The sequence below is a fragment of the Gloeomargarita sp. SKYB120 genome (genome assembly GCA_025062155.1).
In the GTDB taxonomy this organism is placed as follows: domain Bacteria; phylum Cyanobacteriota; class Cyanobacteriia; order Gloeomargaritales; family Gloeomargaritaceae; genus Gloeomargarita.
The window spans coordinates 106,161-128,582 of sequence record JANXAM010000004.1 but is presented as its reverse complement, the minus strand read 5'-3'; the positions used below and the strand labels follow the sequence as shown (position 1 = coordinate 128,582).

The following is a 22,422-nucleotide window of genomic DNA, read 5'->3' as shown; positions in this document are numbered from 1 at the left end:
GTAGCGATTGGGAGCGCGTGTGAAGCGGATTACCGTTTTGGGGTCAACGGGTTCGATTGGGACGCAGACGCTGGACATCGTGGCCCAGTACCCCGAGCGGTTTCAGGTGGTGGGGCTAACGGCGGGACGCAACATTGGTCGGTTGGCCCGGCAGGTTCAGCAGTTTCGCCCAGAAGTGGTGGCGATTCAAGACGCTGAGTTGCTCCCGGAATTGCAGGCGGCGATTGCGACAGTGGACCCCCAACCCCGCTTGCTGGCGGGTGCAGAAGGAATTGCGGAAGTGGCCGCCTACGGGGATGCAGAGATGGTGGTCACAGGGATCGTGGGGTGCGCTGGTCTCTTGCCTACGATTGCCGCGATTCGCGCGGGAAAACACATCGCCTTGGCTAACAAGGAAACCCTGATTGCCGGTGGCCCAGTGATCTTACCCCTGCTAGCAGAATACGGCGTGAAATTATTGCCGGCGGATTCGGAACATTCGGCGATTTTCCAGTGTTTGCAGGGCGTGCCGCCAGGGGGATTACGGCGCATTATCTTGACGGCGTCGGGGGGTGCGTTTCGAGACTGGCCGCTGGAGAAACTGGCCCAGGTCACGGTTGCCGATGCCCTGAGACACCCCAACTGGAACATGGGCCAAAAAATCACGATTGATTCGGCCACGTTGATGAACAAGGGGTTGGAGGTCATCGAGGCCCATTTCCTGTTCGGCCTGGACTACGACCACATCGACATCGTGATCCATCCCCAGAGCATTGTGCATTCGCTGGTCGAGTTGCAGGATACGTCAGTCCTGGCGCAGTTGGGCTGGCCGGATATGCGCTTGCCCTTGCTGTATAGCTTGTCCTGGCCGGAGCGGTTGCCCACCCCCTGGAGGCCCCTGGATTTGGTCAGCATCGGCAGTCTGACGTTTCGGGCGCCGGACCACCAGAAGTATCCCTGTATGCAGTTGGCATACGCGGCGGGTCGGGCAGGGGGTGCCATGCCGGCGGTGTTGAATGCGGCCAACGAACAGGCGGTGAACCTGTTTCTCGCCGAAAAGATTGGGTTTAACGACATTCCCCGGTTGATTGAGCAGGCCTGCGCTGCTTACGCGCCGTCGAATCGGTCCAACCCCACCCTGGAGGAGCTGCTGGCGGCGGATGCCTGGGCGCGGGACTACGTGCTCAAGCGCTGGACAACGTCAGCGCCGGTGGTGGTGCCCCTGTCTCCATCGCTTGCCACACCTGGACCAAAACCGTGTTCGCCATGAGAAACCCCTGGGGTGCCAGGAGAAACCAGCGCGCTCCGGCATGGCCCACCCATTTGACGTCGGCGTACGCCTGCAGGGTTTGTTGGATGCGGGTGTGGTAGAGGGAACGGGCTGGCTCGGGAACGTTTTGGAGCAGGTCTGCCAGAGACACTCCCTCCTTCAGCCGCAGTCCTAGCAACAGCCCCTCGATAAGCGTCTCTTCAGGCGTCAGGGGGGGGTCTGGGTACTGCACCACACCCCGCTGTGCCTGCTGCTCCACCCACTGGAAATACCCACGCAGGGTGGTGGGCCGCTGAAAACGCACTTGATTGACATAGCTCGTCGCTCCCAGGCCAAACCCGTAGTAGGGTTGGTTGCGCCAGTAGGTCAAGTTGTGCCGGCACTGGTACCCCGGTCGCGCATAGTTGGAAATCTCGTAGTGCTCGTAGCCGTGGCTTTCCAAGAAGGCATGGGCCATTTCGTACATCTGCGCCGTGAGTGCCTCATCCGGCAGGGCCAGTTGCCCCCGCTGCACCGCTCGGTAAAAACGGGTCTTGGGTTCCAGCGTCAAGTCGTACGTGGAAAGATGAGTCGGTTGGGCCCGCACGGCTTGGGTCAAATCGGCTTGCCAATCGGCGAGTGTCTGCCCGGGCAGGCCCTGCAGCAAATCCAAATTCCAGTTTTCCCAGCCGCATCGATGAATTTGCGCCACGGCCTCGGCGATGTCTTCCACTGTGTGGGTTCGGCCACTCGCGCGCAAGAGCTGGGGCGTAAAACTCTGCACCCCCACGCTCAAGCGATTGACCCCCAGTCGCTGGTAATCCCGTAGGTAGGCAATTCCCGGCGTGCCAGGGTCGGCTTCCAGGGAGATTTCGATGCCCTCGGCAAACCCAAACTGACGCTCTAGCGCTTGCAAGACAGAGGCAAGTTCGGCAGGCGTGAGCAACGAGGGCGTCCCACCGCCAAAAAAGACTGACGTGAGCGGCCCCCCCACCGCCGGCGTTAGCTGGATCTCCCGCACCAGAGCCGCCAGGTAGGCCGCGCGCCAGGGGGAATCCACCCGCGCATCCACTACCACTGGAAAGTCGCAGTAATGGCAGCGCTGGCGGCAAAAGGGGATATGAACGTAGGCCGCCTGGGCCATCAAACCGCTCCCGGCGTGGTCAGTTGCGTCAACACGTCACTGGCCCGCTCCACAAACGCCTTCATGCCTTCTGGGTCCAGAGGCTTTTGGGCCAGCATGGCCAGGTCATAGATGTGCCGGCACAGATTCCGCAGCAGCGTCTCCCGCGACCCAGCCACCACCGTCTCCTGCGCCAGTCGCACCAGGTTGTCCACTAACGGATGGGCCAGGTTCACCACCAGCGTGTGCTCTTCCGGAAAGTCCGGTTTTTGTTGCTGGAACAGAGCCGTCATATCCCGCAGGCGTCGCAGGGCTTCCGGCAGCAAGATCATCGCCGGCGGCGCGGCACCCGTCAGGGATTCGGTGCGAATCGTGACCTTCGGTTTTTCGAGATAGGTCTGGAAAAGTTCCTGCACCAGTTGCGCGCGGGTTTTGTTGGTTCGGGGGTCAATGATTTCCGCCGCCTTGTTGGTATCGAGCAAGCGAGCGTCCAGGTCCGCATCCACCCGGCTGAATTTGACGTTGGGGTACTCCCGCTCTAGGAAGTGGATAAAGTGGGGGTCGATGAAGCTATCCATAAACAGCACCTCGAGCCCCTGGCTCTGGTGCAGGGCAATATAGGTCGCCTGCGCCGCTTCGTCGGTGGCGTAAAACACGCGGTTGTCGTGCCGTCCCTTAGCTCGGTCTAGATAGCCCTGCAGCGTGGTGTAATGGAACGTGGCATCGCCCTGGCCGTTGGGTGCAGGCAACGCCGCCGTCGTGCGATAGATGAGAATCTCCTGCACCTGTTTTTTGAACTTTTCGTCATTGATGCAACCGTATTTCACAAACAGTCCCAGGTCGGGCCAGATGCGGGTGTAGCGGTCAAAATCCCCCTCAAACAATTCCCGTAGGCGGTCTGCCACTTTCTTGGCAATGAAATCCCCAATGCGGCGCACCGTCCGGTCCATTTGCAGGGCGCTGCGGGAAACGTTCAAGGGAATGTCGGGGCTGTCAATGACGCCCCGCATCGGCAGCAGAAACCGAGGCAGGATTTCTTCACAGTGGTCGCTGACAAAGACCTGGTTGCAAAAGAGCTTGAGCTGGCTGCGGGTGACGTCAATGTCCGGTTGCAGTTTAGGGAAATAGAGAATGCCGTTGAGCAAAAAGGGGTAATCGGTCTGCAAATGCACCCAAAGCAGCGGCTCCTCCTGCAGGGGATAGAGGTAGCGATAAAACTCCAAGTAATCCTGTTCGCTGAGACTGCTAGGGGACTCGCGCCAGATCGCCCGTTGCCGGTTCAGGACTTCCCCGTTTAACTTGATGGGCACCGGCAGAAAATCGCAGTATTTTTTCACCAGTTCCCGGATCCGCGACGGTTCTAGGTATTCCTCCTCCCCCTCCATCAGCGTCAGGGTCACCGTAGTCCCTCGCTGCTGGCGCTCTGAAGAACGCAGGGTAAATTCCGGCGAGCCGCTGCAGGTCCAATGGACCGCTTCCGCATCTTTTCTGTAGGACAGCGTGTCAATCTCCACCTGTTGCGCCACCATGAACGCCGAGTAAAACCCCAGCCCAAAGTGCCCAATCAGGGGTCGGTCGCCCGCCTGGTATTTCTGAATAAATTCCTCAGCGCTGGAAAAAGCCACCTGGTTGATATATTTCTTCACCTCGTCGGCGGTCATCCCGATGCCGTTATCGCTGATACTGAGCTGGCGCTTGTCCTTATCAATCGCAATTACAATTTCCGGTTGAAAATCCCCCAGTTCCGTTTCACCCGCATAGGCCACCATTTTCAATTTTTCGATGGCGTCCACCCCGTTGGAGACCAGTTCCCGCAAAAAGACTTCGTGGTCCGAATACAAGGACTTTTTGATGATGGGAAAAATATTTTGTGTGTGAATCGTAATGGTGCCTTGCTCGAACATGACCCCCACCTGCTAGGGTAACGAATGGGCATATTCATTCTAGGCAGGTCCATGCAAGCCGTACAGGTGTGGATTTCCGGACGGGTGCAGGGGGTGGGTTTTCGCGCGGCGACTCGTCAGCAGGCTCTGCAGCTCGGCCTAGACGGTTGGGTGCAGAACTTGCCTGATGGACGGGTGTGGGCGGTGTTTGCCGGCGCGTCAGAGGCGGTCGAGACGATGCTGGCCTGGTGCCACCACGGGCCGCCGGCGGCGCACGTGACTTCGGTGGTGGTGGAACCCTACGCAGCGCCGGTGCCGCCAGGCTTTCACGTCCGTTGACCTGCGCTTGTCGCCGAGGTCGTCTCTCTGGTAGCTTAGAAAACTAAATTGAGTTTCGGGGGTCCAACCATTGCCACGCCGTTACCTGTTTACGTCAGAGTCAGTCACCGAAGGGCATCCAGACAAACTGTGTGACCAGATTTCCGACACGATTGTGGATGAGTTGCTCACCCGCGACCCCTACAGCCGGGTGGCCGCCGAAGTGGTGGTCAAAAACAACGACCTGATCATCCTAGGAGAAGTGCAGACACAGGCGCAGGTGACGGCGGCGGATTACGAGCGGTGGGCCAAGCGGAAGATTGCGGAAATTGGCTACACCAACCCCGAGTATGGGTTTTCCAGCGACCAGTGCCGGGTGCAGGTGTTGATGGATGCGCAGTCGCCGGAGATTGCTCAGGGGGTGGACCGGGCCTTGGAGCAACGGGCGGATGGCAGCTTGGACCCCTTGGACCAGACGGGTGCGGGCGACCAGGGATTGATGTTTGGGTTTGCCTGCGATGAGACGCCGGAGTTGATGCCCTTGCCGATTGCTTTGGCGCACCGGTTGGCGCGGCGGTTGGCCCAGGTCCGCAAGCTGGGGGAATTGCCCTATCTGCGGCCCGACGGCAAGACCCAGGTGACGGTGATCTACGAAGACTTCCAGCCGGTGGGGATTGACACCATCCTGATTTCCACCCAGCACGACCCCACAATTGGCGACTTGACCAGCAACGATGCGGTGCAGGCTCGGATCAAAAGCGACCTGTGGGAGGCGGTGGTGTTGCCGGTGTTCAGCGATACGGCGGTGCGCCCCGATGCCCGCACGAAATTCCTGGTCAATCCGACGGGGAAATTTGTGACGGGCGGCCCCTGCGGTGATTCGGGCTTAACTGGGCGCAAGATCATTGTGGATACCTACGGCGGCTACGCGCGGCACGGCGGCGGGGCGTTCTCCGGCAAGGACCCCACCAAGGTGGACCGTTCCGCGGCCTATGGGTGCCGGTTTGCGGCAAAAAATATCGTGGCGGCGGGGCTAGCACGGCGGTGTGAAGTGCAGGTGAGTTACGCCATCGGCAAGGCGCGGCCCGTGAGTATCCTGGTGGAAACCTTTGGCACGGGACGGGTCCCCGAGTCGGTGCTGTTGGACCTGATCCAAAAATATGTGGAGCTGCGCCCCGAGGGCCTGATCCAAAAATTCCACCTGCGGGATTTGCCCCGCGAGCGCGGCGGGCGGTTTTACCAGGACGTGGCCACCTACGGGCATTTCGGGCGGTTGGACCTGGATTTGCCTTGGGAACACATCGAGTTAAGTCAGGAGTTGCAAGCAGCGGCCCTGTCAGCTTCGGGGGTGTCCTGACGGTCCATGCGTTTTACCATCCTGAGTCACGCGGGACTGTGGGTGGAAGAAGGAAACGTCTCGGTGGTGATAGACCCCTGGCTGCGCGGGTCCTGCTACTGGCGCAGTTGGTGGCTTTTCCCCGAACCTCCGCGCGAGTTGATTGACAACCTGCGACCCGATTACATCTACATCACCCATTTGCACTGGGACCACTTTCACGGGCCGTCGCTGCGCTATTTTGACCGGGATACCCCCATCCTGGTGCCGTTGGTGCATACCCGTCGCATGGTGGAGGACCTGCGGGCGCTGGGGTTTAGAAACATCCGGGAAATTCCCCACGGAGCCACGGTGCGCTTGGGAGCCAACCTGTGGTTATCTTCGTTTCAATTCGGGATTACGGTGGATTCGGCGGTGGTGCTCACCAACGGGCAAACGACCCTGTTGAACGCCAACGACTGTAAAATTTTCGGGTTGCCGTTGCAGCAGCTCAAAAAGCGCTTTCCCAAGATTGACTTTGCGTTTCGCAGTTTTTCCAGCGCGTCGGCAATTCCCTATTGCATCGAGGGCTACCCCGACCGGTTTGGGGCGTTTCGTTCCCCCCAGCACTACATCGCCGAGTTCACAGAATTTTGCTTGAACGTCCGGGCGCGCTATGCGGTCCCCTTTGCCAGCAATAGCTGCTTTCTACACCGGGAGACCCGCCACTTTAACCGCACGGCGGTTTCCCCAGCGGCCCTTGCCGAATACTTTAACCGAACTGCCCAGGAACGAGGGTTACCTGCGCAATGTGTAGTGATGCCGCCGGGGAGTTCCTGGTCGGAGCAAACGGGATTTACCCTGCGGGAATTCGATTACCAAAAGGCGGAAGAATACATCCACACCCTGGCCCAAAAATACCAGCCCACCCTGGAAAGACAGTACGCCCAGGAGGCGCAGGTGCAACCGGATTACCAGGCATTTGAACAGTATTTCACCCGTCTCTTGGCGGCCTTGCCTCCGGCGTTGCCTAAAATTTCTCGCATGACTGTTCTTTTCCACATCCAGCAGGGGAAAGACCACTACTGGTTGCTGGATTTTCGGCGACGCCAGGTGCGTTGTTTGACCGCACCGATAGAGGCCACGCTCACCATCACGGTGCCAGCGCTGGTGGTCAATGACTGCTGCCACAAGCGCATGTTTTCCACTTGGGGGCCGTCCAAACGCTTGCGGATTCGCTTGGGTGCTGGGGCCTCCTGGCTGGAGGTGCGCCTGTTCCTGTCGTTGTTGGATGCCTGGGAAAACGACTACTTGCCCCTTTGGCGGCATTTGCAGCCCCGTTACCTGGGGATTTGGGCGCGACGGTGGCGGGAGTTTGTGGAGGCAGGCCGGTTGATATGGCGCTGGCGACGACGGGGATGGCAGGTGCAGGAGTTGTATCGGGAATCGGCCAAGCGATAATGAAGGCAACCGGAGTCATGGTGGGGAACGACGGTCTCGCAGGGTATGGCGCTGGGGAGTAATGACGAACGGGAAGCCGCTGCTCAGCATTATCACCGCCACCTATAATGCTGCTTGGGATTTGCTGCAGCTCATTCCAGACGGACCAGGATTTTGAGTGGGTGGTGGCCGATGGAGTTTAGCTTAAATATATCTGCGCCTGGCAGGAGTAAGGGATGAAAGCTAACAAAATTCTCATCATTAATTCCTTATCAAAGGGTGGTGCTCAACGAGTGGCCGTAAATCTACTCAGGGAGTTGGGTTTTGACTACATAGTTGTCTTTGACCGTAAGGAACTTCCATATGATATACCGGCGAGCAAGGTGATATCCTTGAACTCTCCTAGCTCGAAGGGCTTTATTAAGAAGTTTCTGACCTTAGCTTTTAGGTTCTTTAAACTTAAGGAGCTAAAGAAAAGGATGAATGTGTGTCTATCCGTTAGCCTACTTGAACCGGCAAACCTTTTAAATATACTTACCAAGGGCAAGGACAAGGTCATCCTGTCTTTTCACAACTATTATTCATTGGAACTTTGTGAAGATGTATATACAAAAGATAGTAAATTTGATAGAAAGGTTACCCTACTACTTTATAAGTTGGTAATGAAGTCTGTATACAATAGGGCAGATCTCATGGTTGCAGTATCAAAAGTCTTAAGGACTGATCTTATTAGAAACTTTGGCATAGATAACAGAAAATTGATAACGATTTACAACCCAATTTCCCTTTCAAAAATCCAAAGAAATATGCTAGAACCCCTAGGAGAATACCAAAAAATTTTTTCATCTCCCACCCTTTTAAACATGGGTAGGCTAACCCAGCAAAAGGGTCAATGGCATTTATTGAGAATGCTCAGAGAACTTAAAAAATCTTTTCCAGAGCTGAAGCTTGTAATTCTTGGAGAAGGAGAGCTTAAAGATTCCCTAGTGGATTTTTCCAGATCACTTGGCCTCAGAACTTGTGCTTGGGACATAGAGGGTCTGGAGCAGGATGCCGACGTTTACCTGGTAGGTTTTCAGAAGAACCCCTTCAAGTTCATAGCAAGGTCGACTCTTTTTGTGTTTCCATCCCTCTGGGAGGGTTTGCCTAACGCAATACTAGAAGCTATGGCTTGTGGTTTACCCATCGTTTCTGCTGACTGCAAATCGGGTCCTAGAGAAATCTTGGCACCGGAGACAGACCCCGAATATGAGACGAAAGAGCCTGAACTTGCGCGATATGGCATCCTTATGCCCGTCCTTGGAACAAGATACTCTATGATGAATGAACCGTTAGATGAAAAAGAGAAAACATGGGTAAAAACCTTAGCAGAACTTCTTAGAAACGAAGCACTAAGGAAAAGCTATTCAGAAAGGTCAATAGAGAGAGCTAAAAACTTTGATATGCAGAAACTAGTAGGTGACTGGAAGAGATTGTTATGCGACCATGGCTGTTCCTAAAATTCAAATGAAAAAACCTCGTTATTGAGCGAGTACTGAAAGTTGATCCATGGCCAAAAACATTTAGTCTGACGTGGAATAAGGCTAATGGGTTACGAAGCGATGTCTATGCCTTACAGCACGGAGCCACGTCGGAAAGCTGGGGGAGGGGGTGCGACACTGGTTGAAGTGAGATATCGCACGTTACAATGTTGGCTCAACCAATGGTCTGAAACGGGAGATGTCCACCCTAAGGAAGGCTATCAAAAAGGCTATAGTCATAAACTGAAGGACCTGGAAGCATTGCAGCGGTTTGTGGATCAACGGGAGATGGCTGCTCACTTCGGTGTGAGTTAAAGCCCTGCAAAAGATAGGCTATGCCCGCAAGAGCGACAGGCTTATGGTGAGTTAATCAAACAGATACCACCAAAGCAGGTGGTCTATGTGGTCTATAGCTAAGCTTTTTAAGGTTGTCATATAATGAACGTGTTGCTATAGCAGGAAACATTTAGGTTGCCGCGCTTGAGAAGCAACCAACAACCAACAGGGAAACATGTAGGGTTCCGGTTGCTGCCTATGTCAAGCATTCTGTGCTTAGCTATGGAAAACAGCGTTATATCTGCTATAAATGCCATCGGCAATTTATGCCTGAAGCCAGAAAAAAAACATTTCTGGAGCACAAAGGTGACCTGTCAGAGCAACTTTCAATTGCCGCCATCTCACGGGTGACTGGCATTTCACAATCTTGGCTGTATAAATATGTAAAGCAAAAGGCAATTTATACGTCAGAAATGATGGATATTCAGCTCGGTGACGATGAAGAGATAGAGCTGGAATGCGACAAGATATGGTCGTTTTGCGGCTCAAAAAAGCATCTCCAGTAGCTCTGGGTAGTTCCCGAGAGGAAGACACGTATGATTGTAGCCGCCTGTGTGGGAGACAGAAGCATAGAGACAGCAAAAAAATTATGGAAGAGAGTGCCAACTGTTTGGCGAAAACGGGCAAAATTTTATACTGATTCTTGGCCAGTTTATCGGCGGGTGATTCCGAAATCCCAACACGAAGTCGGTGTCGAAGGGAGTGGTAAGACGTCCTTGATTGAGCGCTTCAACAACACGCTTCGACAGCGAGTGAGTCGCTTGACGAGGAAAACTCTGTCCTTTTCTAAAAACCTAGAAAATCACATCGGCATTATATTCAACTTCATCCACCACTATAATACATCATTACTTACATAGCACTACCTACCCTTCATAGAATTTGCGAAACCTACCGCTAGTGCTGGTAAATTCAACGGTTAACTCCTGGAGCAAGGGCGGCTGCGGCCATCGCTTCGGTGATGGGATAGACCGTAAGATCGTACTCGACCCATCTAACCACTCCCCAAAACCTAAGCCGTCGTCTCCAGCGCCCTATCCCCTGACTCTCCCCAATGCCAGCCACACGCCTCCTACGGATAGCCTACGCAGGATGACCCGTCAGGAACACAGCCCAGTGAACCACAAATTTCCGATTGTTTTAAGCCAGTTCATGCCTAGCGATACTCCCATTTTCGGTTATACTGATTTAAAAACTTAACCGTTTGCTGGTTGATATGGATGAGATTTTAGAAAAAATTCGCCAGCAATTTGATTACGGGCCCTACCCGCGCATATCCCTAGAGACATCGCCCAAAGACGATTTGGATACCTTGTTTATTCACAACCTAACAACACCCTACTATTTACGCTATCGGAAGCGACCTCCCCAGGAGGTGACCATTTTAGATGCGGGTTGCGGCTCAGGGTACAAGGCCTTAGCGCTGGCGCTGGCGAATCCAGGCGCGCGGGTGGTGGGCATTGACCTATCGGAAGCGTCGATTGAATTAGCCCGTAAACGCCTAGAATTTCACCAAATTTCCAACTGTGAATTTCATGTCTTAATGATTGAGAATGTTAGCGAATTGGGGCTGAAATTTGACTACATCAATTGTGATGAAGTGCTGACATTGGTTCCCAATCCAGTAGAAATTTTAACAGCTCTAAAACAGGTTCTCAAGGCCCAGGGTATTCTGCGGGTCAATGTTCACAATCGCTACCAGCGTCAATACTTTTTCCAAGCTCAGGAGTTTTTTAGTCTTTTAGGGCTGATGCGGGATAATCCTGAGGAGTTTGAAGTCCAGACAGTTTATGAAATTATGGAACAACTGGCCGATGAAGTTTATGTTAAGAGGGTAACCTGGGAGAACCGAGACCGAAAAAGTTTGGGGGATAAACTCAATGAGAAACTCTCCGAATTTATCCTGATGAACCACCTGCTCCAGGGAGATAAGGGGTTTACCATTCCTGAGTTTTTTGCCTGTTTGGAAGCGGCGGGATTGGAATTTATTGAAATGGTGCATTGGCCGGTTTGGCGTTTGCCGTCGCTTTTCAAAGACCCGGAAAATCTTCCTGCGGCGTTGGCACTGGCGATTGATGGAGCAAGTCCGGCGGAAATTTTGCATCTTCTGAACTTACTACACCCCAACGAACGCCTGCTGGATTTGTGGTGCGGTCATCCACAGCCGGCGTCCCCTGTTTCTCCTTCGGAACAACCACTGGTTTCTCTCCATCCCCAGCTCTGTCATGAAAAGGTTCAACAGGCCTGGAAATCACGTTTACAAAGTGGCCTGCCGCTTCTGTTGTCGGACTATCTGAAAGTACCGGTAAAAGGTCTCTTCCAAATCGAAGAGGTGCAGCTTGACGCAATTGCTCTCGGAGCTTTGTGGCCCTTGTTTGAAGGTCCCCAGCCATTCCAAAATTTACTCCAACGATGGTTGCAACTTTATCCCCGTGATTTGCTTACGTTAGAGCCGCTATCGGAAGAACAAGCGGCAGGTATGTTGCGCGAACTGCTGTTATTTCTGAATCGGTATCTTTACGTGCTGCTGACTGATGAGTCGGACAGCGATGCTACGGACAGTTGATATCTCCACGCTCGACTGTGCCGAGAATCCGTCAAGTTAGCCTGGAACGTGTAGCCAAAGTTTGTTAGAGAGCGAGCCAACAACGGGAAGACTTTTGACCTTCGCCAAATTGCAGGTGCCCTGGTTACACTCTCTGGGAGCGGAATTACGGGAAACGCTATCTTCTAATCTTCCCAGGCGGCGGTCAGGAGGGCGCCCAGGATGAACGCGCCTACTAGCGGCAGCGGACAGTGGCTATACCAGGTCCCCAGAACCGCCGCTAGCCCACTTATCCCCAGCAGTCCCACAACCCACCGCTCCTGGGGAGACAAGCCGTGGGTCGTCTTGAGCTGGCGCAGAGCTTCCTCGGGAATCGGCACCGGCATCACTGCTTGGGGAGGAAACGCCCAGTAGGTCCCCTCCACAGCCATCCATTCACTCCAGCCCTGTTCCCGACACCACTGGTCAATCCAGGCATCCGCCCACCGTTTCATCCCCATCCCCATTGCTGCGCATCGTTTTTAACCTAGCAACGCCCATGGCCCTTTGTGGTCAATGCCAACAGGACCGTAATGAATTGTTATCTCCCGTTATTTTTCAGACCCGAGGATGTCCTGTAACGCCGGCAACAGCGTGGGGTACTGGTAGGTAAACCCCATGGCCTGAACCCGCGCTGGCAATACCCGTTGACCCGTGAGAATCACTTGCGCCGCATCTCCTAGCAACAGTTCTAACACGACGCCCGGCACCGGCAACCAGGAAGGGCGCTGCAAAACTCGCCCTAGGGTTTGGCAAAACTCGGCCATGCGTACCGGATTGGGAGCCGTGGCGTTGTAAACTCCCGACCAGCCTTCATCCCACAGGGCGGTTAAAATCAAGTTCACCATGTCGTCCTGATGAATCCAGGCAAACCACTGGCGACCGGACCCAATCGGACCCCCCAAAAACGCTCGAAACGGCGGTAAAATCCGGCGAATTGCACCGCCCAACCCCAGCACAATGCCGATGCGAAAAATCACTAACCGCACCCCCAGGTTCTGCACGGGCTGCGCCGCCTGCTCCCAGGCCTGACACACCTGCGCCAGAAAGTCATTGCCGGGGGGACTTTCTTCTGTGAAGGTAGCGGTTTCACTGGCCCCGTAGTAGCCAATGGCTGACGCATTGATGAGCACCTGGGGACGCTGCTGCGCTTGACCGATGGCGGTCACCAGTTGCCGGGTTCCACTAATGCGGCTGTCGAGGATGGCCTGCTTGCGCACAGGCGTCCACCGCCCGATGATGGGTTCGCCGGCCAGATTCACCACCGCCGTACAACCCTCAACCGCTTCCGTAATCGCCGTCCAGGGGAACACCTGAGCTTGAGGGAACAAGGCCTGTGCCCGCGCCGGTGATCGGGTTAACACGCGCACCGACTCCCCTTCGATCAACAACCGGTGCACCAACCGCGACCCGATAAACCCCGTCGCCCCCGTAACCAGAACCGTCATTTAACGTGACAGTAAACCGCCCCCGAGCAGCCGTTGCAGGTCTAACCCCTGCTGGCCTAAACGCAACAACGCCGGAATATCCAGATTCATTTCCTGCGCCGGGTAGGCCTCCAGCACGTTCACCAGGCCAAACCCATCCTTGTCCCGAAAACCCCCCCGCTCTCGGGGAATCGAAGCTAGGATGAGCGCTCCCTTGAGACCTGGCATCACCGACGGCGATTGGTTAGGCAAAAACACGGGTGGAATTTGCATCAAGACCTGCTCCACCGACGGCGAGTCCACCAGCCGAATGACTTGCCGTGGCTCTAGGGACAGCTTGAACCGCAACACCTGTTCAAACCCCTGCCGGTCTCGCTCCGGCAACAGCTGCAGCGTCCGTCGCAGCGAAGGCGACAGTTCATTCTTATCCACAAACCGCCGCAAATCCGGCACCGAAATGCTGGCCACCTCAAAAATATTGAACCAAAAGTTCACGGTTCGAGCCGCTTGCGCCGGCAAGGCCACCATTCCCAAGGCCAACGCCACACCTATTCCCCACACCCCGTGCTTGAGACGCATCCTGTTCACCTCGCTTTACCATCACGACCCACGCCTTTTATCATAGCCCGGTCGGCCCCCGGCACCAGCAGCCCGTAGCCCCGTCCATAGGCGGTCTGGATGACTGGCGGTTCCCCCTGGGCCTCCAGCTTGCGGCGCAACAGGCGGATGTGGGCGGCCAGCAAATTCCGGTCAGGCGTTTCCCCCGGCCACAGGCAAGCTAGGAGCTGGGTGTGGGAAAGAATTTGCCCCGGTTGTTGCAGCAACAGCGCTAGCAATTGGGTTTCTTTTTCGGAAAGTACAATCGGGCGGTCGCCCCGGTAGGCCAGGCGTTGCTCCGGCAGTAACACCAAATCCCCCACCTGCAACCGGGTAGGTGAGGTCGGCGGCGGTCGGCGCAGCAAAGCCCGCACACGGGCGGCCAATTCGGCAAAAGCAAAGGGTTTAACCAGATAGTCGTCAGCACCGGCATCGAGACCCTGGACCCGGTCGGTCACCCCATCGCGGGCGGTGAGAAACAAAACCGGCGTGGTCACCCCTTCCCGTCGCAGCCGTTGACAGAGCGTTAGGCCATCGAGGCGGGGCAACAGCCAATCCAAAATCAGCAGTTCGTAGTGATGTTGTTTAACCAATCCATAGGCCGTTTCGCCGTCGCGCACCGCTGTCACCTGGTACCCCTGTTGGGCTAGGAGCGCAGTCAAGGGTTCCGCTAAGTCCAGGTCATCTTCCACCAACAGCAGCGCCATAGACGTTAGGGTTTACCGGTTCCGTTGGGGTTAAGGGAGGGAGACCGATGACAGCGTTGCACTAGAGTTTGGTGCAGCCGTTGGTATAGTTGTTCAACCACCCGGATGTTCATCGCTACCCGCGCCACCAGTTGCACCAGCACGCCGCTGGGTTCAACTCTTGAGGGCAGACAGAACGGGTCCAGAAAGCCAACGTCAATCACGCCGTCGTCGTTGAGTTGATTGGCCAGGGTAAGGTTGACGTACTGGGGAACCCGTTCGGGATTGGCCGGAAGCTGAAACCAGTACGTCTGTTATCTCTCCCGGTCGGCCTATCCCCATGCTACAGTAAAAAACAGGATTTGTGAGTTGATATTGCATGACGACAGCGGCCCTGCCGGTTGAGAAGACAAAATTGGCTGCCCCGCCGTTACGGGTGGAGGTACTCGGGAGTAAGGTTTTGCGGCAGACTGCCAAGCGAGTGCCCCAGGTGAACCAAGAGCTGCGAGACTTGGCGGTGCAGATGTTGCAGACGATGTATAGCCGGGAGGGAATTGGACTGGCAGCGCCCCAGGTGGGGATTCTGAAGCAGGTGATCGTGGTGGACACGGAACCGGATAATGCAGCTACCCCCCCGCTGGTGCTGGTCAATCCAGTGATTGAAGCCCAAAGTGAGGAATGGGTGGTAGGCGAAGAGGGTTGTTTGAGCATTCCGGGGGTGTTTTTGCCGGTGAAACGACCCGCCCAGGTGACTGTGAGTTACCGGGACGAGTGGGGGCGATGGCAGCGGCGACAGTTTACGGATTTGCTGGCGCGGGTGGTGTTGCACGAGATGGACCACCTGCAGGGGGTGATGTTTGTGGACCGGGTGGAAAACCCCCTGGCTCTAGCGCGGGAGTTGAGCAAGCACCGGTTCTCCCTAGCGGATGTGCGGCGAGTGCGATGAGTCCCTTGACGCCGGTAAGTGGCCTATTTTTGGCGGGATCCTGTGTTGCAGCCATCGCAGCCGTGGGTTGCATGTTTGAACTGGGTTACGGCCAGCCGCCGTTGGGTGTGCCCTTGACCTGGACGATTTTGGTGCTGAGTATCCCAACGGGAGTTGCTTGTTTCTGGGCGGCGGTGCGCTCAGCTCGGCAGGAGTAGCTCACCCCCCTGTCGTCAAGGGCCGGGGATGGGTTAGGATAAAGGGTGGGAGTCTCTAGCCAAGGACAGCTAGGGTACCCTAGGGACAAGGACAAGGGGCAAAGTGAATGGATAGGGCCTATCTGTTTGTCCTAGGTCAATTCCTATGAGCAACGAACCGACTGAATCTCCCAATCCACAGTCAAAGGTCGAGGGGGCGCCGACGGAGACGCCGATGGCTGAATCCCGTGAGAACAGCTTGTTGATTGTACCCACCAACGGTCCAAACCTGAACGGGGCAACGCTAACGACCCGTGTCCGTCACTTTAACGACCACCGTTTGGAGGAATTGCACCGAGTCTTGACCCGCCACAGTGGGGAGCGGCACTTGGTGATTTTGCAGGATTTTCCAGACCCCGATGCCCTGTCGTCGGCCTGGGCCTACCTGCTGATTGCGCAGCAGTACGACATCCGCTGTGACCTGGTCTATACGGGGATCATCAGCCATCAAGAAAACATTGCGCTGGTGAAGTTAACGGGGATGCCGGTGCAAAATTGGTCCCCCACCACCCTGAAGGACCGGGATTGGAGTTGTTACCAGGGGTGCGTGTTCATTGACAACCAGGGGGCGACCAGCCAGTTGACGCCCTGGGTGCGGCAGATACAGTTGCCGGTGATTGCGGTGATTGACCATCACTCCCAGGGGGAAATAGCAGCGGAATTTGTAGACATCCGGCCCAACGTCAAGGCCACGGCCACTATTCTCACCCAGTACCTGCAGGGAGAGCTGCTAGTGCTCGACCGCAACGTGAGTGACCACGTCAAGTGCGCCACGGCTCTGATCCACGGCATCCGTTCCGACACCCAGGCGTTACTCCAGGCCCAGGAGGAGGACTTGCTGGCGGTGGCCTACCTCACCCGCTACCACGACCCGCAGTTGTTGCGTTCCATCCTGCAGGTCAATCGCAGCAAGCAGGCGATGGATGTGATCGAGCGGGCCTTGAAAAACCGCATTATCCAGAACAACTTCTCCCTGGCGGGGGTAGGGTATCTGCGCTACGACGCCCGCGACGCCATTCCTCAGGCGGCGGACTTCCTGGTGACCGAAGACAATGTCCACACGGCGGTGGTCTATGGGATTGTCTATGACAAGGACCGGGAGCGGGAATTGGTGATTGGGTCTTTGCGCACGACCAAATTAACCCTGGACCCGGACGAATTTTTGAAGGAGGCCTTTGGGCATGATCCGCAGGGACGCTTTTTCGGCGGTGGGCGTTCCCAAGCGGGCGGGTTTGAAATCCCGATGGGGTTCCTGGCCGGCCTAAACGACAACCCCAACTACGCCAATTTGAAGTGGGAAGTGTACGACACCCAAATCAAGCAAAAGCTCCTGCGGTTGATCAATCCTGACCGACCGGCGCCGGTGACCTGATGGCCTGGCAATTTCTGCTGCAGCGACAGGACGCCCCCCGAAGCTATTGCGGGTTGGGGGGGAAGCAACCCCTCGTGCCGGGCGTTTATCGCTTGTGGGGGCGCACTCCCGTGGTCCAACCGGGAAGCGTAACGGTGGAATGGTTCTGGCCCACAAGGACCGGTCGCCAGCGCGTGCGACACCAGGAGGTGCGGGTCAACCGGCGAGGAATGGCCCTGTTGTTGCCCTGGACCCGGTGGGAGGCGGGGCAATGGCGGTTGCGCTGCTGGGTAGAAAAACCCAACCGCACTTGGGAGTCCTGGGGGGACGGGCTGAGTTTACAGATCACGCTAGAGCCTTGTCCGCCCCAGGTGTTGGCCCTGCACTGGCATTACCGCTGCCAATTTCCCTGGCATCAGACGCTACGACTCCAGGGGTGGGTGACCACAGGCCAGGCCTTGTCCTTCCGGCTGCACGACCCTTTGCAAAGGGCGCTGGTGATGCAGCTCCAACACCCCCTGCTCGGCGGCCAGCCAGGTCCCGTTCCCTTCTGCTTCGACCTCGCCGTTCCCCGTTACCTGTTCCAGCGGGTCCTGCTGGGGGTGGTCGAGGTGTTGGGCACGCCACTGCATCAGGAATTCCTGCTGGTAAATCCCCTGGTGACGGCGCGGTTGACCCCCCAGCTCACGGTTGAACCCTGTGGGCTGGCGGAGTTAGCTCAACAAGCTGCCCAGCTTTTGACCAAGCCATCCTACACCTTGGCAACGCAAACCTAGGACCAATAACGCCGCAAATTCCCTACAACTCCCTACCCCCCCAATGCTATCCTATCAGGCATTGAGGCGTGCGCGAGAAAGAGATGGAGCCATCAGCGGGCGTGCCCCGGTTAGAGCAATTAAGAACAGCGCCGGTCAATTTGAATTATTGGTACGCCGTTGCCCTCAGTCGAGAACTGGGGAAAAAGCCTTTAGCGGTGCAAATCTGGGGTCAAAAAATCGTCCTATTTCGCAACCAGCAGGGCGAAGTTCACGCCCTAGAAAATCGTTGTCCCCATCGGGGCGTTCAACTCAGCAGCGGCTATGTGCAAAGCGACGCCATTGTGTGCGTCTATCACGGTTGGCAATTTGACGGTCAAGGCCGCTGTGTCGCCATTCCCTACCTGAGGGAATCCCAGAAGTTGCCCCCCTGTCGTTTACGTTGTTATCCTGTGCAGGAAAAACAGGGGTTTATTTGGATTTTTCCCGGTGACCTGGACCAAGCGCTCCAGACGCAACCTCCAGATTTATTTGAATGGGATCATTTGAACTACGTTGTGAGCGTGGCCCCCTTCCAGTTCCGCGCCCATTTCTCATTCCTGGTAGAAAATTTAATGGATATGTATCACGGCCACTTGCACCGTTATTTTCAACCGTGGGGCAACGCCGTTTTGTGCAAAAGGAACGCTGGACCAGCTTGGGTTGAGGCGGAATATCAAGCCGAGTGCTATTTCCAAGTCAAACGGCCTTGGTCGGTCATTCAACTGTTTATTCCTCCCTTGCGCCAGCGGTTTTTGACTTCCCTCGTGGTGCGCTACGAGTATCCCCACTGGCACGCTTGGTTGGGCCAGGACTTTCGGCTGTACTGCCTGATAGTGCCGGTCCACGCCACCGAAACCCGTGCCTATCTGGTGCATACGGTCTCGCTGGGGGCGTTTCGGGGTTTGCATCGCCTGCCGGTCTGGTTCCGCCGCTGGGTGAAAAACCGCTGTTTCAATGCCGCCAGAGGCTTCCTCCAGGGCTTGCTCCGCGAGGACGTGGCGATGATGGAGCAGGAGCAGCAGGCGTACCTAGAAGACCCCCGGCGACGCAATTGGGAGATCAACCCGGTCATCGGCGCGGTGCAAAAACTGGTCTATCAACAGGCCTACAGCACTAGGGACTGAGCGTTGGTTTCAATGAGTTTCGCCAAATCCTGCAAAAAGGCCGCCGCATGGGCACCGTAAATCACCCGGTGGTCGCAGGTGAGGGTCACCCGCATCCGGCGTCGCACCGCAATACAGCCATCTTCAAGGGCGACCACTTCGGGTTGGGCTGCCCCCACAGCAAGAATGGCTCCCTGGTTAGGAGGTAAGATGGCGTCAAACTGTTCCACACCGAACATCCCCAGATTCGATAGGGTAAATGTCCCGCTGTTGTACTCGTGGGGTTGCAGTTGTTTCGCCCGCGCCCGCTGCACCAAGTCTTGCCAGGTGCGAGAGAGGCTGTAGATGTCCTGCTGGTGGGGGTTGGCAAGTACAGGGGTGATCAAACCGCCGTCCTCCATGGCTACAGCGACGGCAATGTGAATCCCTTCGGGCTGGTAAATCCCTTGCTCGGTGTAGCGACTGTTGAGCAGCGGGTGGTTCGCTAGGGTCAGCGCCACCGCCTTTGCCAGCAGGGCTGTCATGGTCACCCCTTTGCCCTTGATTTGCCGGTATAGGGCGTCTAGGGCGTCGGTGGTGATGGCGTAGGTCACTCGGAACACGGGCACGGCCAGGCTGGCTACCATATTTCGCACCACCGCCTGTTGCAGGGTATTGAGCGGCGTCAGGGTGCCCCCCTCAAGGACCAGCGGCGTTTTTTCAGGCGTTCGGGGGACGGGAGTGACAGGTGCTGCGGGTGTAGCCGTTTGGGGTGCCACGACTTTCAGGACATCCTCAGCCGTAATCCGTCCGTAGGGACCGCTTCCCTGGATCTGACGCAGATCCACTTGGTGTTCCTTGGCCAACTTCTTGGCGCGGGGGGAAGCAATCACGCGCCCGTTGGTCGCCCGCGATACCGCCGCTGCAGGGCGAGGGGTTTCCGTCGCTACTGGCGTCGCAGCAGACGATGCGGTTTCCCCTTGCAACTCAGCGAGATACTTTTCAGGGTTTTGCTGCACCTGCTGCATTTCCTCCACCGTGTCGGCGATCAGGGCAATGGGCGTACCAGTCGGCGCTTGGGCACCCGCCGGCAGTAAAATCGCTGCTAGATAGCCCTCCTGGAACGATTCAGCCTCCATGTCGGATTTGTCGGATTCCACCACCACAATGTTTTCATGGGCCTTGACGTAATCACCCACCTGCTTTAGCCAGGCGACAATTTTGCCCTCGGTCATCGTGGAACTCAAAACCGGCATCACAAACGGGTGGATCATGGGGACATCCGACAAAGAACCATGCTTGATTGTAACCGTTTCAGGAACCACTATCATAGAGGAGTCTCGACGGGTCGCACTGATGCCAATCATGCGAGAAGCCCAGGCCCAGAGCTATCTCGCCAAGCAGTCTTACCAGGAACTTGTCGACTACGTTCAAGACTGGCTAGCACAAGACCCCCAGGCACCCAGCGCCTATGCTTACGGGTTGATTGGCTATCTCGCCCAGGAAGATATCGAGGCGGCGCAAGCACTTTGGTTGCACGCCCTGCTGCATTTGGAGGAAACGGCTACGGTGCAGGTTTTCCAGGTGCTCAAGCAAGTCGCCGACCAGTACCAGGAACAGGAGGATACCCCTCTAGCCGGTTGGTTGCGGCAGTGGATTTGGGAGGTGGCGCCCGAGGACACTGAAAATCTCCTATTGTTTGCAGAATTCCTAGCGCAACGACAGGACTTTGCCCGTTTGGAAGCGCTGAATCTCCCTGAGCAGATTCGCCGCCTGCCGCCTGAAAAAGTAAATACCAAGCTCCTGGGGGACACCCTGCATCTCATCCTCCAGAAAATCCCTGGTGAGACGCTACAGCCTTGGCATCAAGCCCTGCTGGACCTGGGACAGGCCTATGTCCCTCATTTCACCTATGGAGTTTTTTTAAGCGCTATTCTCCAATACCATGAAAATGGCAACACTCCGATGGCACGCACCCTACTGGAATGGTGTATTGAAAAGGAACCCCAAAACTGGGATTACCAATATTTTTTGGTGGGTATTCTCTATCGATTGAAAGAATACCGCATAGGGTTGGAAAAAGCACGGCAACTTTGCGAGTTATCCCAGCAGCAGGGCACCTTCCTGAACCAGCTACAATCCCTTGCAACCATGCTGCAGGGGTTGCTGTACGTACGCAGTAGAACCAACCAAGAAGTTTATGAAACTGGCCAGAGATACATTGATACCCTGGAACGACTGACCCAATGCACACCGCAAAGTTTTGAGAATATGTTGAGTGGGACTTGGCCTTTTAATATTCCATTTTGGCTGCCCTACCTGCGCGATGACCTGGTAAACAACCAGCGCTTGAAACGGGCATTTGTCAGTCAAGTTACCGCCTGTTTACAGAAGAAAATCACCGTCTTTACCCATGCGCCTCGTCAGCGGGAAAAACTGCGGGTGGGCTTTTTGTCCCATACCTTGAAACGGCATTCAGTGGGCTGGCTGCTGCGCTGGTATCTGCGCTACTGTGACCGGCAAAAGTTGGATATTTATATGTATTCGCTTACGCAACAGCCGGATGGTTTTGCCCATGAGTTCTTGCTCCCAAAATCGGTCGCGTGCCACTATTACCGAGACCCCAACCAGATGGCTAAACAAATCTATCAAGACGGCATTGACATCCTGATTGATTTGGACAGTGTAACGCTCAATGTGATTGGCGAAGTTCTGGCCTATAAACCAGCGCCGGTGCTCGTGGATTGGCTTGGCTGGGATGCAATGGGTTCGCCTACAGTGGATTACTTTGTTGTGGATCCGTATGTGTTACCTGAAGATGCTCAAGCGCACTACAGCGAAACCCTCTGGCGGTTGCCGCACTGCTATATTGCCGTAGATGGATTTGAAGTGGGAGTGCCAACCTTGCGCCGGGATAACCTGGGGATTCCTGCAGAGGCCACCGTTTTCTACAGTGCTCAAATCAGTTACAAACGCCATTACGAAACGGTGCGCTTGCAACTCGATATTCTCCGGGAAGTCCCGAATAGTTATCTGCTCATCAAGGGGCTAGGGGACCAGCAGGGCATCCAAGAATTTTTCTGTGATTTGGCGCAGGAACAGGGCGTGAATCCCGACCGTTTGAAATTCCTGGAGCGCGACCCTAATGAGTACATTCACCGCGCCAATATGGCCATTGCCGATGTGATTTTGGATACCTATCCCTACAACGGCGCAACGACGACCCTAGAGGCGCTGTGGGTTGGGGTGCCTTTGGTGACGCGCGTAGGGCAACAGTACGCGGCCCGCAATAGCTACAGTTTCCTGGTGAATTGCGGGGTGCAGGAGGGCATTGCCTGGAACGCTCAGGAATATGTCGAGTGGGGAATTCGTTTAGGGACAGATGCCGAACTGCGCCGGCGGGTGCGGCAAACGTTGTTCCTGTCGCGTCGCACGTCGCCCCTGTGGAATGCCCGCCAATTCGCTCGTGAATTTGACCGGATGCTCTGGCAAATGTGGGAACGCTACTTAGCCCAGAACTCGTCCTTCACCTGTGCCTGTAATAATTGAAACT

At 55.9% G+C, this 22,422-nt stretch carries 22 protein-coding genes; 14 read left to right on the top strand and 8 right to left on the bottom strand.

What is annotated here, in order from left to right:
* Nucleotides 1-19: 19 nt before the first annotated feature.
* Nucleotides 20-1,249 carry a 1-deoxy-D-xylulose-5-phosphate reductoisomerase gene (dxr, locus tag NZ705_03170; GenBank protein MCS7291961.1) on the top strand — a complete coding sequence of 410 codons (1,230 nt, stop codon included), beginning with the start codon at nt 20-22 and terminating at the stop codon, nt 1,247-1,249.
* Here dxr and hemW read toward each other — a convergent pair.
* A complete protein-coding gene (gene hemW / locus NZ705_03165; protein ID MCS7291960.1) occupies nt 1,164-2,372 on the bottom strand; it encodes a radical SAM family heme chaperone HemW in 1,209 nt (402 codons plus the stop codon). The two genes, dxr and hemW, sit on opposite strands and share 86 nt — an antisense overlap.
* Nucleotides 2,372-4,255, bottom strand: a complete 1,884-nt coding sequence (htpG, locus tag NZ705_03160) for a molecular chaperone HtpG (GenBank protein ID MCS7291959.1) — start codon at nt 4,253-4,255, stop codon at nt 2,372-2,374. Before htpG ends, hemW begins: the two co-directional genes overlap by 1 nt.
* 51 nt (nt 4,256-4,306) lie before the next feature.
* On the opposite strand from htpG, the gene NZ705_03155 reads away from it, so the two are divergent.
* The 7 genes from NZ705_03155 to NZ705_03125 all read left to right on the top strand — a co-directional run bounded on the left by NZ705_03155 (nt 4,307) and on the right by NZ705_03125 (nt 11,729).
* Nucleotides 4,307-4,573 (top strand): acylphosphatase, encoded by a 267-nt coding sequence (locus NZ705_03155; GenBank protein ID MCS7291958.1) that lies wholly within the window; start codon nt 4,307-4,309, stop codon nt 4,571-4,573.
* Between the two features lie 70 nt (nt 4,574-4,643).
* Complete coding sequence (metK, locus tag NZ705_03150) at nt 4,644-5,909, top strand: methionine adenosyltransferase (protein ID MCS7291957.1); 1,266 nt, start codon at nt 4,644-4,646, stop codon at nt 5,907-5,909.
* Nucleotides 5,910-5,915: 6 nt separating this feature from the next.
* Complete coding sequence (locus NZ705_03145) at nt 5,916-7,328, top strand: MBL fold metallo-hydrolase (GenBank protein ID MCS7291956.1); 1,413 nt, start codon at nt 5,916-5,918, stop codon at nt 7,326-7,328.
* A gap of 215 nt (nt 7,329-7,543) precedes the next feature.
* On the top strand, nt 7,544-8,806 hold the full coding sequence (locus NZ705_03140; protein MCS7291955.1) for a glycosyltransferase: 1,263 nt from the start codon (nt 7,544-7,546) through the stop codon (nt 8,804-8,806).
* Between the two features lie 108 nt (nt 8,807-8,914).
* Nucleotides 8,915-9,142, top strand: coding sequence for a hypothetical protein (locus NZ705_03135; GenBank protein MCS7291954.1), 228 nt, complete (start codon nt 8,915-8,917; stop codon nt 9,140-9,142).
* 287 nt (nt 9,143-9,429) lie between these two features.
* Complete coding sequence (locus NZ705_03130; protein MCS7291953.1) at nt 9,430-9,669, top strand: hypothetical protein; 240 nt, start codon at nt 9,430-9,432, stop codon at nt 9,667-9,669.
* Nucleotides 9,670-10,379: 710 nt separating this feature from the next.
* Nucleotides 10,380-11,729 carry a class I SAM-dependent methyltransferase gene (locus NZ705_03125; protein MCS7291952.1) on the top strand — a complete coding sequence of 450 codons (1,350 nt, stop codon included), beginning with the start codon at nt 10,380-10,382 and terminating at the stop codon, nt 11,727-11,729.
* Between the two features lie 164 nt (nt 11,730-11,893).
* Here the strand turns inward: NZ705_03125 and NZ705_03120 are convergent, their stop codons facing one another.
* The 5 genes from NZ705_03120 to NZ705_03100 form a co-directional block, all read right to left on the bottom strand.
* The gene (locus tag NZ705_03120; GenBank protein ID MCS7291951.1) at nt 11,894-12,202 is read right to left on the bottom strand and encodes a hypothetical protein; all 309 of its coding nucleotides are present in this window, start codon (nt 12,200-12,202) and stop codon (nt 11,894-11,896) included.
* Between the two features lie 96 nt (nt 12,203-12,298).
* On the bottom strand, nt 12,299-13,195 hold the full coding sequence (locus NZ705_03115; GenBank protein MCS7291950.1) for a TIGR01777 family oxidoreductase: 897 nt from the start codon (nt 13,193-13,195) through the stop codon (nt 12,299-12,301).
* The gene (locus tag NZ705_03110; GenBank protein MCS7291949.1) at nt 13,196-13,753 is read right to left on the bottom strand and encodes an alpha/beta hydrolase; all 558 of its coding nucleotides are present in this window, start codon (nt 13,751-13,753) and stop codon (nt 13,196-13,198) included.
* Nucleotides 13,754-13,758: 5 nt separating this feature from the next.
* On the bottom strand, nt 13,759-14,478 hold the full coding sequence (locus NZ705_03105) for a response regulator transcription factor (protein ID MCS7291948.1): 720 nt from the start codon (nt 14,476-14,478) through the stop codon (nt 13,759-13,761).
* A 5-nt stretch (nt 14,479-14,483) separates the two neighbouring features.
* Complete coding sequence (locus NZ705_03100) at nt 14,484-14,681, bottom strand: hypothetical protein (protein MCS7291947.1); 198 nt, start codon at nt 14,679-14,681, stop codon at nt 14,484-14,486.
* A 155-nt stretch (nt 14,682-14,836) separates the two neighbouring features.
* Between NZ705_03100 and def the strand changes: the two genes are divergently transcribed.
* The 5 genes from def to NZ705_03075 all read left to right on the top strand — a co-directional run bounded on the left by def (nt 14,837) and on the right by NZ705_03075 (nt 18,911).
* A complete protein-coding gene (def, locus tag NZ705_03095) occupies nt 14,837-15,403 on the top strand; it encodes a peptide deformylase (protein MCS7291946.1) in 567 nt (188 codons plus the stop codon).
* A complete protein-coding gene (locus NZ705_03090; GenBank protein ID MCS7291945.1) occupies nt 15,400-15,600 on the top strand; it encodes a hypothetical protein in 201 nt (66 codons plus the stop codon). The genes def and NZ705_03090 overlap by 4 nt, the downstream gene beginning before the upstream one ends.
* 214 nt (nt 15,601-15,814) lie before the next feature.
* Complete coding sequence (locus NZ705_03085) at nt 15,815-17,011, top strand: bifunctional oligoribonuclease/PAP phosphatase NrnA (protein ID MCS7291944.1); 1,197 nt, start codon at nt 15,815-15,817, stop codon at nt 17,009-17,011.
* On the top strand, nt 17,011-17,766 hold the full coding sequence (locus tag NZ705_03080; GenBank protein ID MCS7291943.1) for a hypothetical protein: 756 nt from the start codon (nt 17,011-17,013) through the stop codon (nt 17,764-17,766). The genes NZ705_03085 and NZ705_03080 overlap by 1 nt, the downstream gene beginning before the upstream one ends.
* A gap of 83 nt (nt 17,767-17,849) precedes the next feature.
* The gene (locus tag NZ705_03075) at nt 17,850-18,911 is read left to right on the top strand and encodes an aromatic ring-hydroxylating dioxygenase subunit alpha (protein ID MCS7291942.1); all 1,062 of its coding nucleotides are present in this window, start codon (nt 17,850-17,852) and stop codon (nt 18,909-18,911) included.
* Here NZ705_03075 and NZ705_03070 read toward each other — a convergent pair.
* Complete coding sequence (locus NZ705_03070; protein ID MCS7291941.1) at nt 18,893-20,143, bottom strand: 2-oxo acid dehydrogenase subunit E2; 1,251 nt, start codon at nt 20,141-20,143, stop codon at nt 18,893-18,895. The genes NZ705_03075 and NZ705_03070 overlap by 19 nt on opposite strands.
* 82 nt (nt 20,144-20,225) lie before the next feature.
* Here NZ705_03070 and NZ705_03065 point away from each other — a divergent pair, with 82 nt between their 5' ends.
* On the top strand, nt 20,226-22,418 hold the full coding sequence (locus NZ705_03065; protein MCS7291940.1) for a hypothetical protein: 2,193 nt from the start codon (nt 20,226-20,228) through the stop codon (nt 22,416-22,418).
* Nucleotides 22,419-22,422 lie beyond the last annotated feature (4 nt).

Bases quoted from the DNA above. Each gene is read 5' to 3' on its own strand.
- hemW (MCS7291960.1), bottom strand. From the start codon at position 2,372: ATGGCCCAGGCGGCCTACGTTCATATCCCCTTTTGCCGCCAGCGCTGC.
- htpG (MCS7291959.1), bottom strand. From the start codon at position 4,255: ATGTTCGAGCAAGGCACCATTACGATTCACACACAAAATATTTTTCCC.
- NZ705_03155 (MCS7291958.1), top strand. From the start codon at position 4,307: ATGCAAGCCGTACAGGTGTGGATTTCCGGACGGGTGCAGGGGGTGGGT.
- NZ705_03145 (MCS7291956.1), top strand. From the start codon at position 5,916: ATGCGTTTTACCATCCTGAGTCACGCGGGACTGTGGGTGGAAGAAGGA.
- NZ705_03140 (MCS7291955.1), top strand. From the start codon at position 7,544: ATGAAAGCTAACAAAATTCTCATCATTAATTCCTTATCAAAGGGTGGT.
- NZ705_03135 (MCS7291954.1), top strand. From the start codon at position 8,915: ATGCCTTACAGCACGGAGCCACGTCGGAAAGCTGGGGGAGGGGGTGCG.
- NZ705_03130 (MCS7291953.1), top strand. From the start codon at position 9,430: ATGCCTGAAGCCAGAAAAAAAACATTTCTGGAGCACAAAGGTGACCTG.
- NZ705_03125 (MCS7291952.1), top strand. From the start codon at position 10,380: ATGGATGAGATTTTAGAAAAAATTCGCCAGCAATTTGATTACGGGCCC.
- NZ705_03120 (MCS7291951.1), bottom strand. From the start codon at position 12,202: ATGAAACGGTGGGCGGATGCCTGGATTGACCAGTGGTGTCGGGAACAG.
- NZ705_03115 (MCS7291950.1), bottom strand. From the start codon at position 13,195: ATGACGGTTCTGGTTACGGGGGCGACGGGGTTTATCGGGTCGCGGTTG.
- NZ705_03110 (MCS7291949.1), bottom strand. From the start codon at position 13,753: ATGCGTCTCAAGCACGGGGTGTGGGGAATAGGTGTGGCGTTGGCCTTG.
- NZ705_03105 (MCS7291948.1), bottom strand. From the start codon at position 14,478: ATGGCGCTGCTGTTGGTGGAAGATGACCTGGACTTAGCGGAACCCTTG.
- def (MCS7291946.1), top strand. From the start codon at position 14,837: ATGACGACAGCGGCCCTGCCGGTTGAGAAGACAAAATTGGCTGCCCCG.
- NZ705_03090 (MCS7291945.1), top strand. From the start codon at position 15,400: ATGAGTCCCTTGACGCCGGTAAGTGGCCTATTTTTGGCGGGATCCTGT.
- NZ705_03085 (MCS7291944.1), top strand. From the start codon at position 15,815: ATGGCTGAATCCCGTGAGAACAGCTTGTTGATTGTACCCACCAACGGT.
- NZ705_03080 (MCS7291943.1), top strand. From the start codon at position 17,011: ATGGCCTGGCAATTTCTGCTGCAGCGACAGGACGCCCCCCGAAGCTAT.
- NZ705_03075 (MCS7291942.1), top strand. From the start codon at position 17,850: ATGGAGCCATCAGCGGGCGTGCCCCGGTTAGAGCAATTAAGAACAGCG.
- NZ705_03070 (MCS7291941.1), bottom strand. From the start codon at position 20,143: ATGATCCACCCGTTTGTGATGCCGGTTTTGAGTTCCACGATGACCGAG.
- NZ705_03065 (MCS7291940.1), top strand. From the start codon at position 20,226: ATGCCAATCATGCGAGAAGCCCAGGCCCAGAGCTATCTCGCCAAGCAG.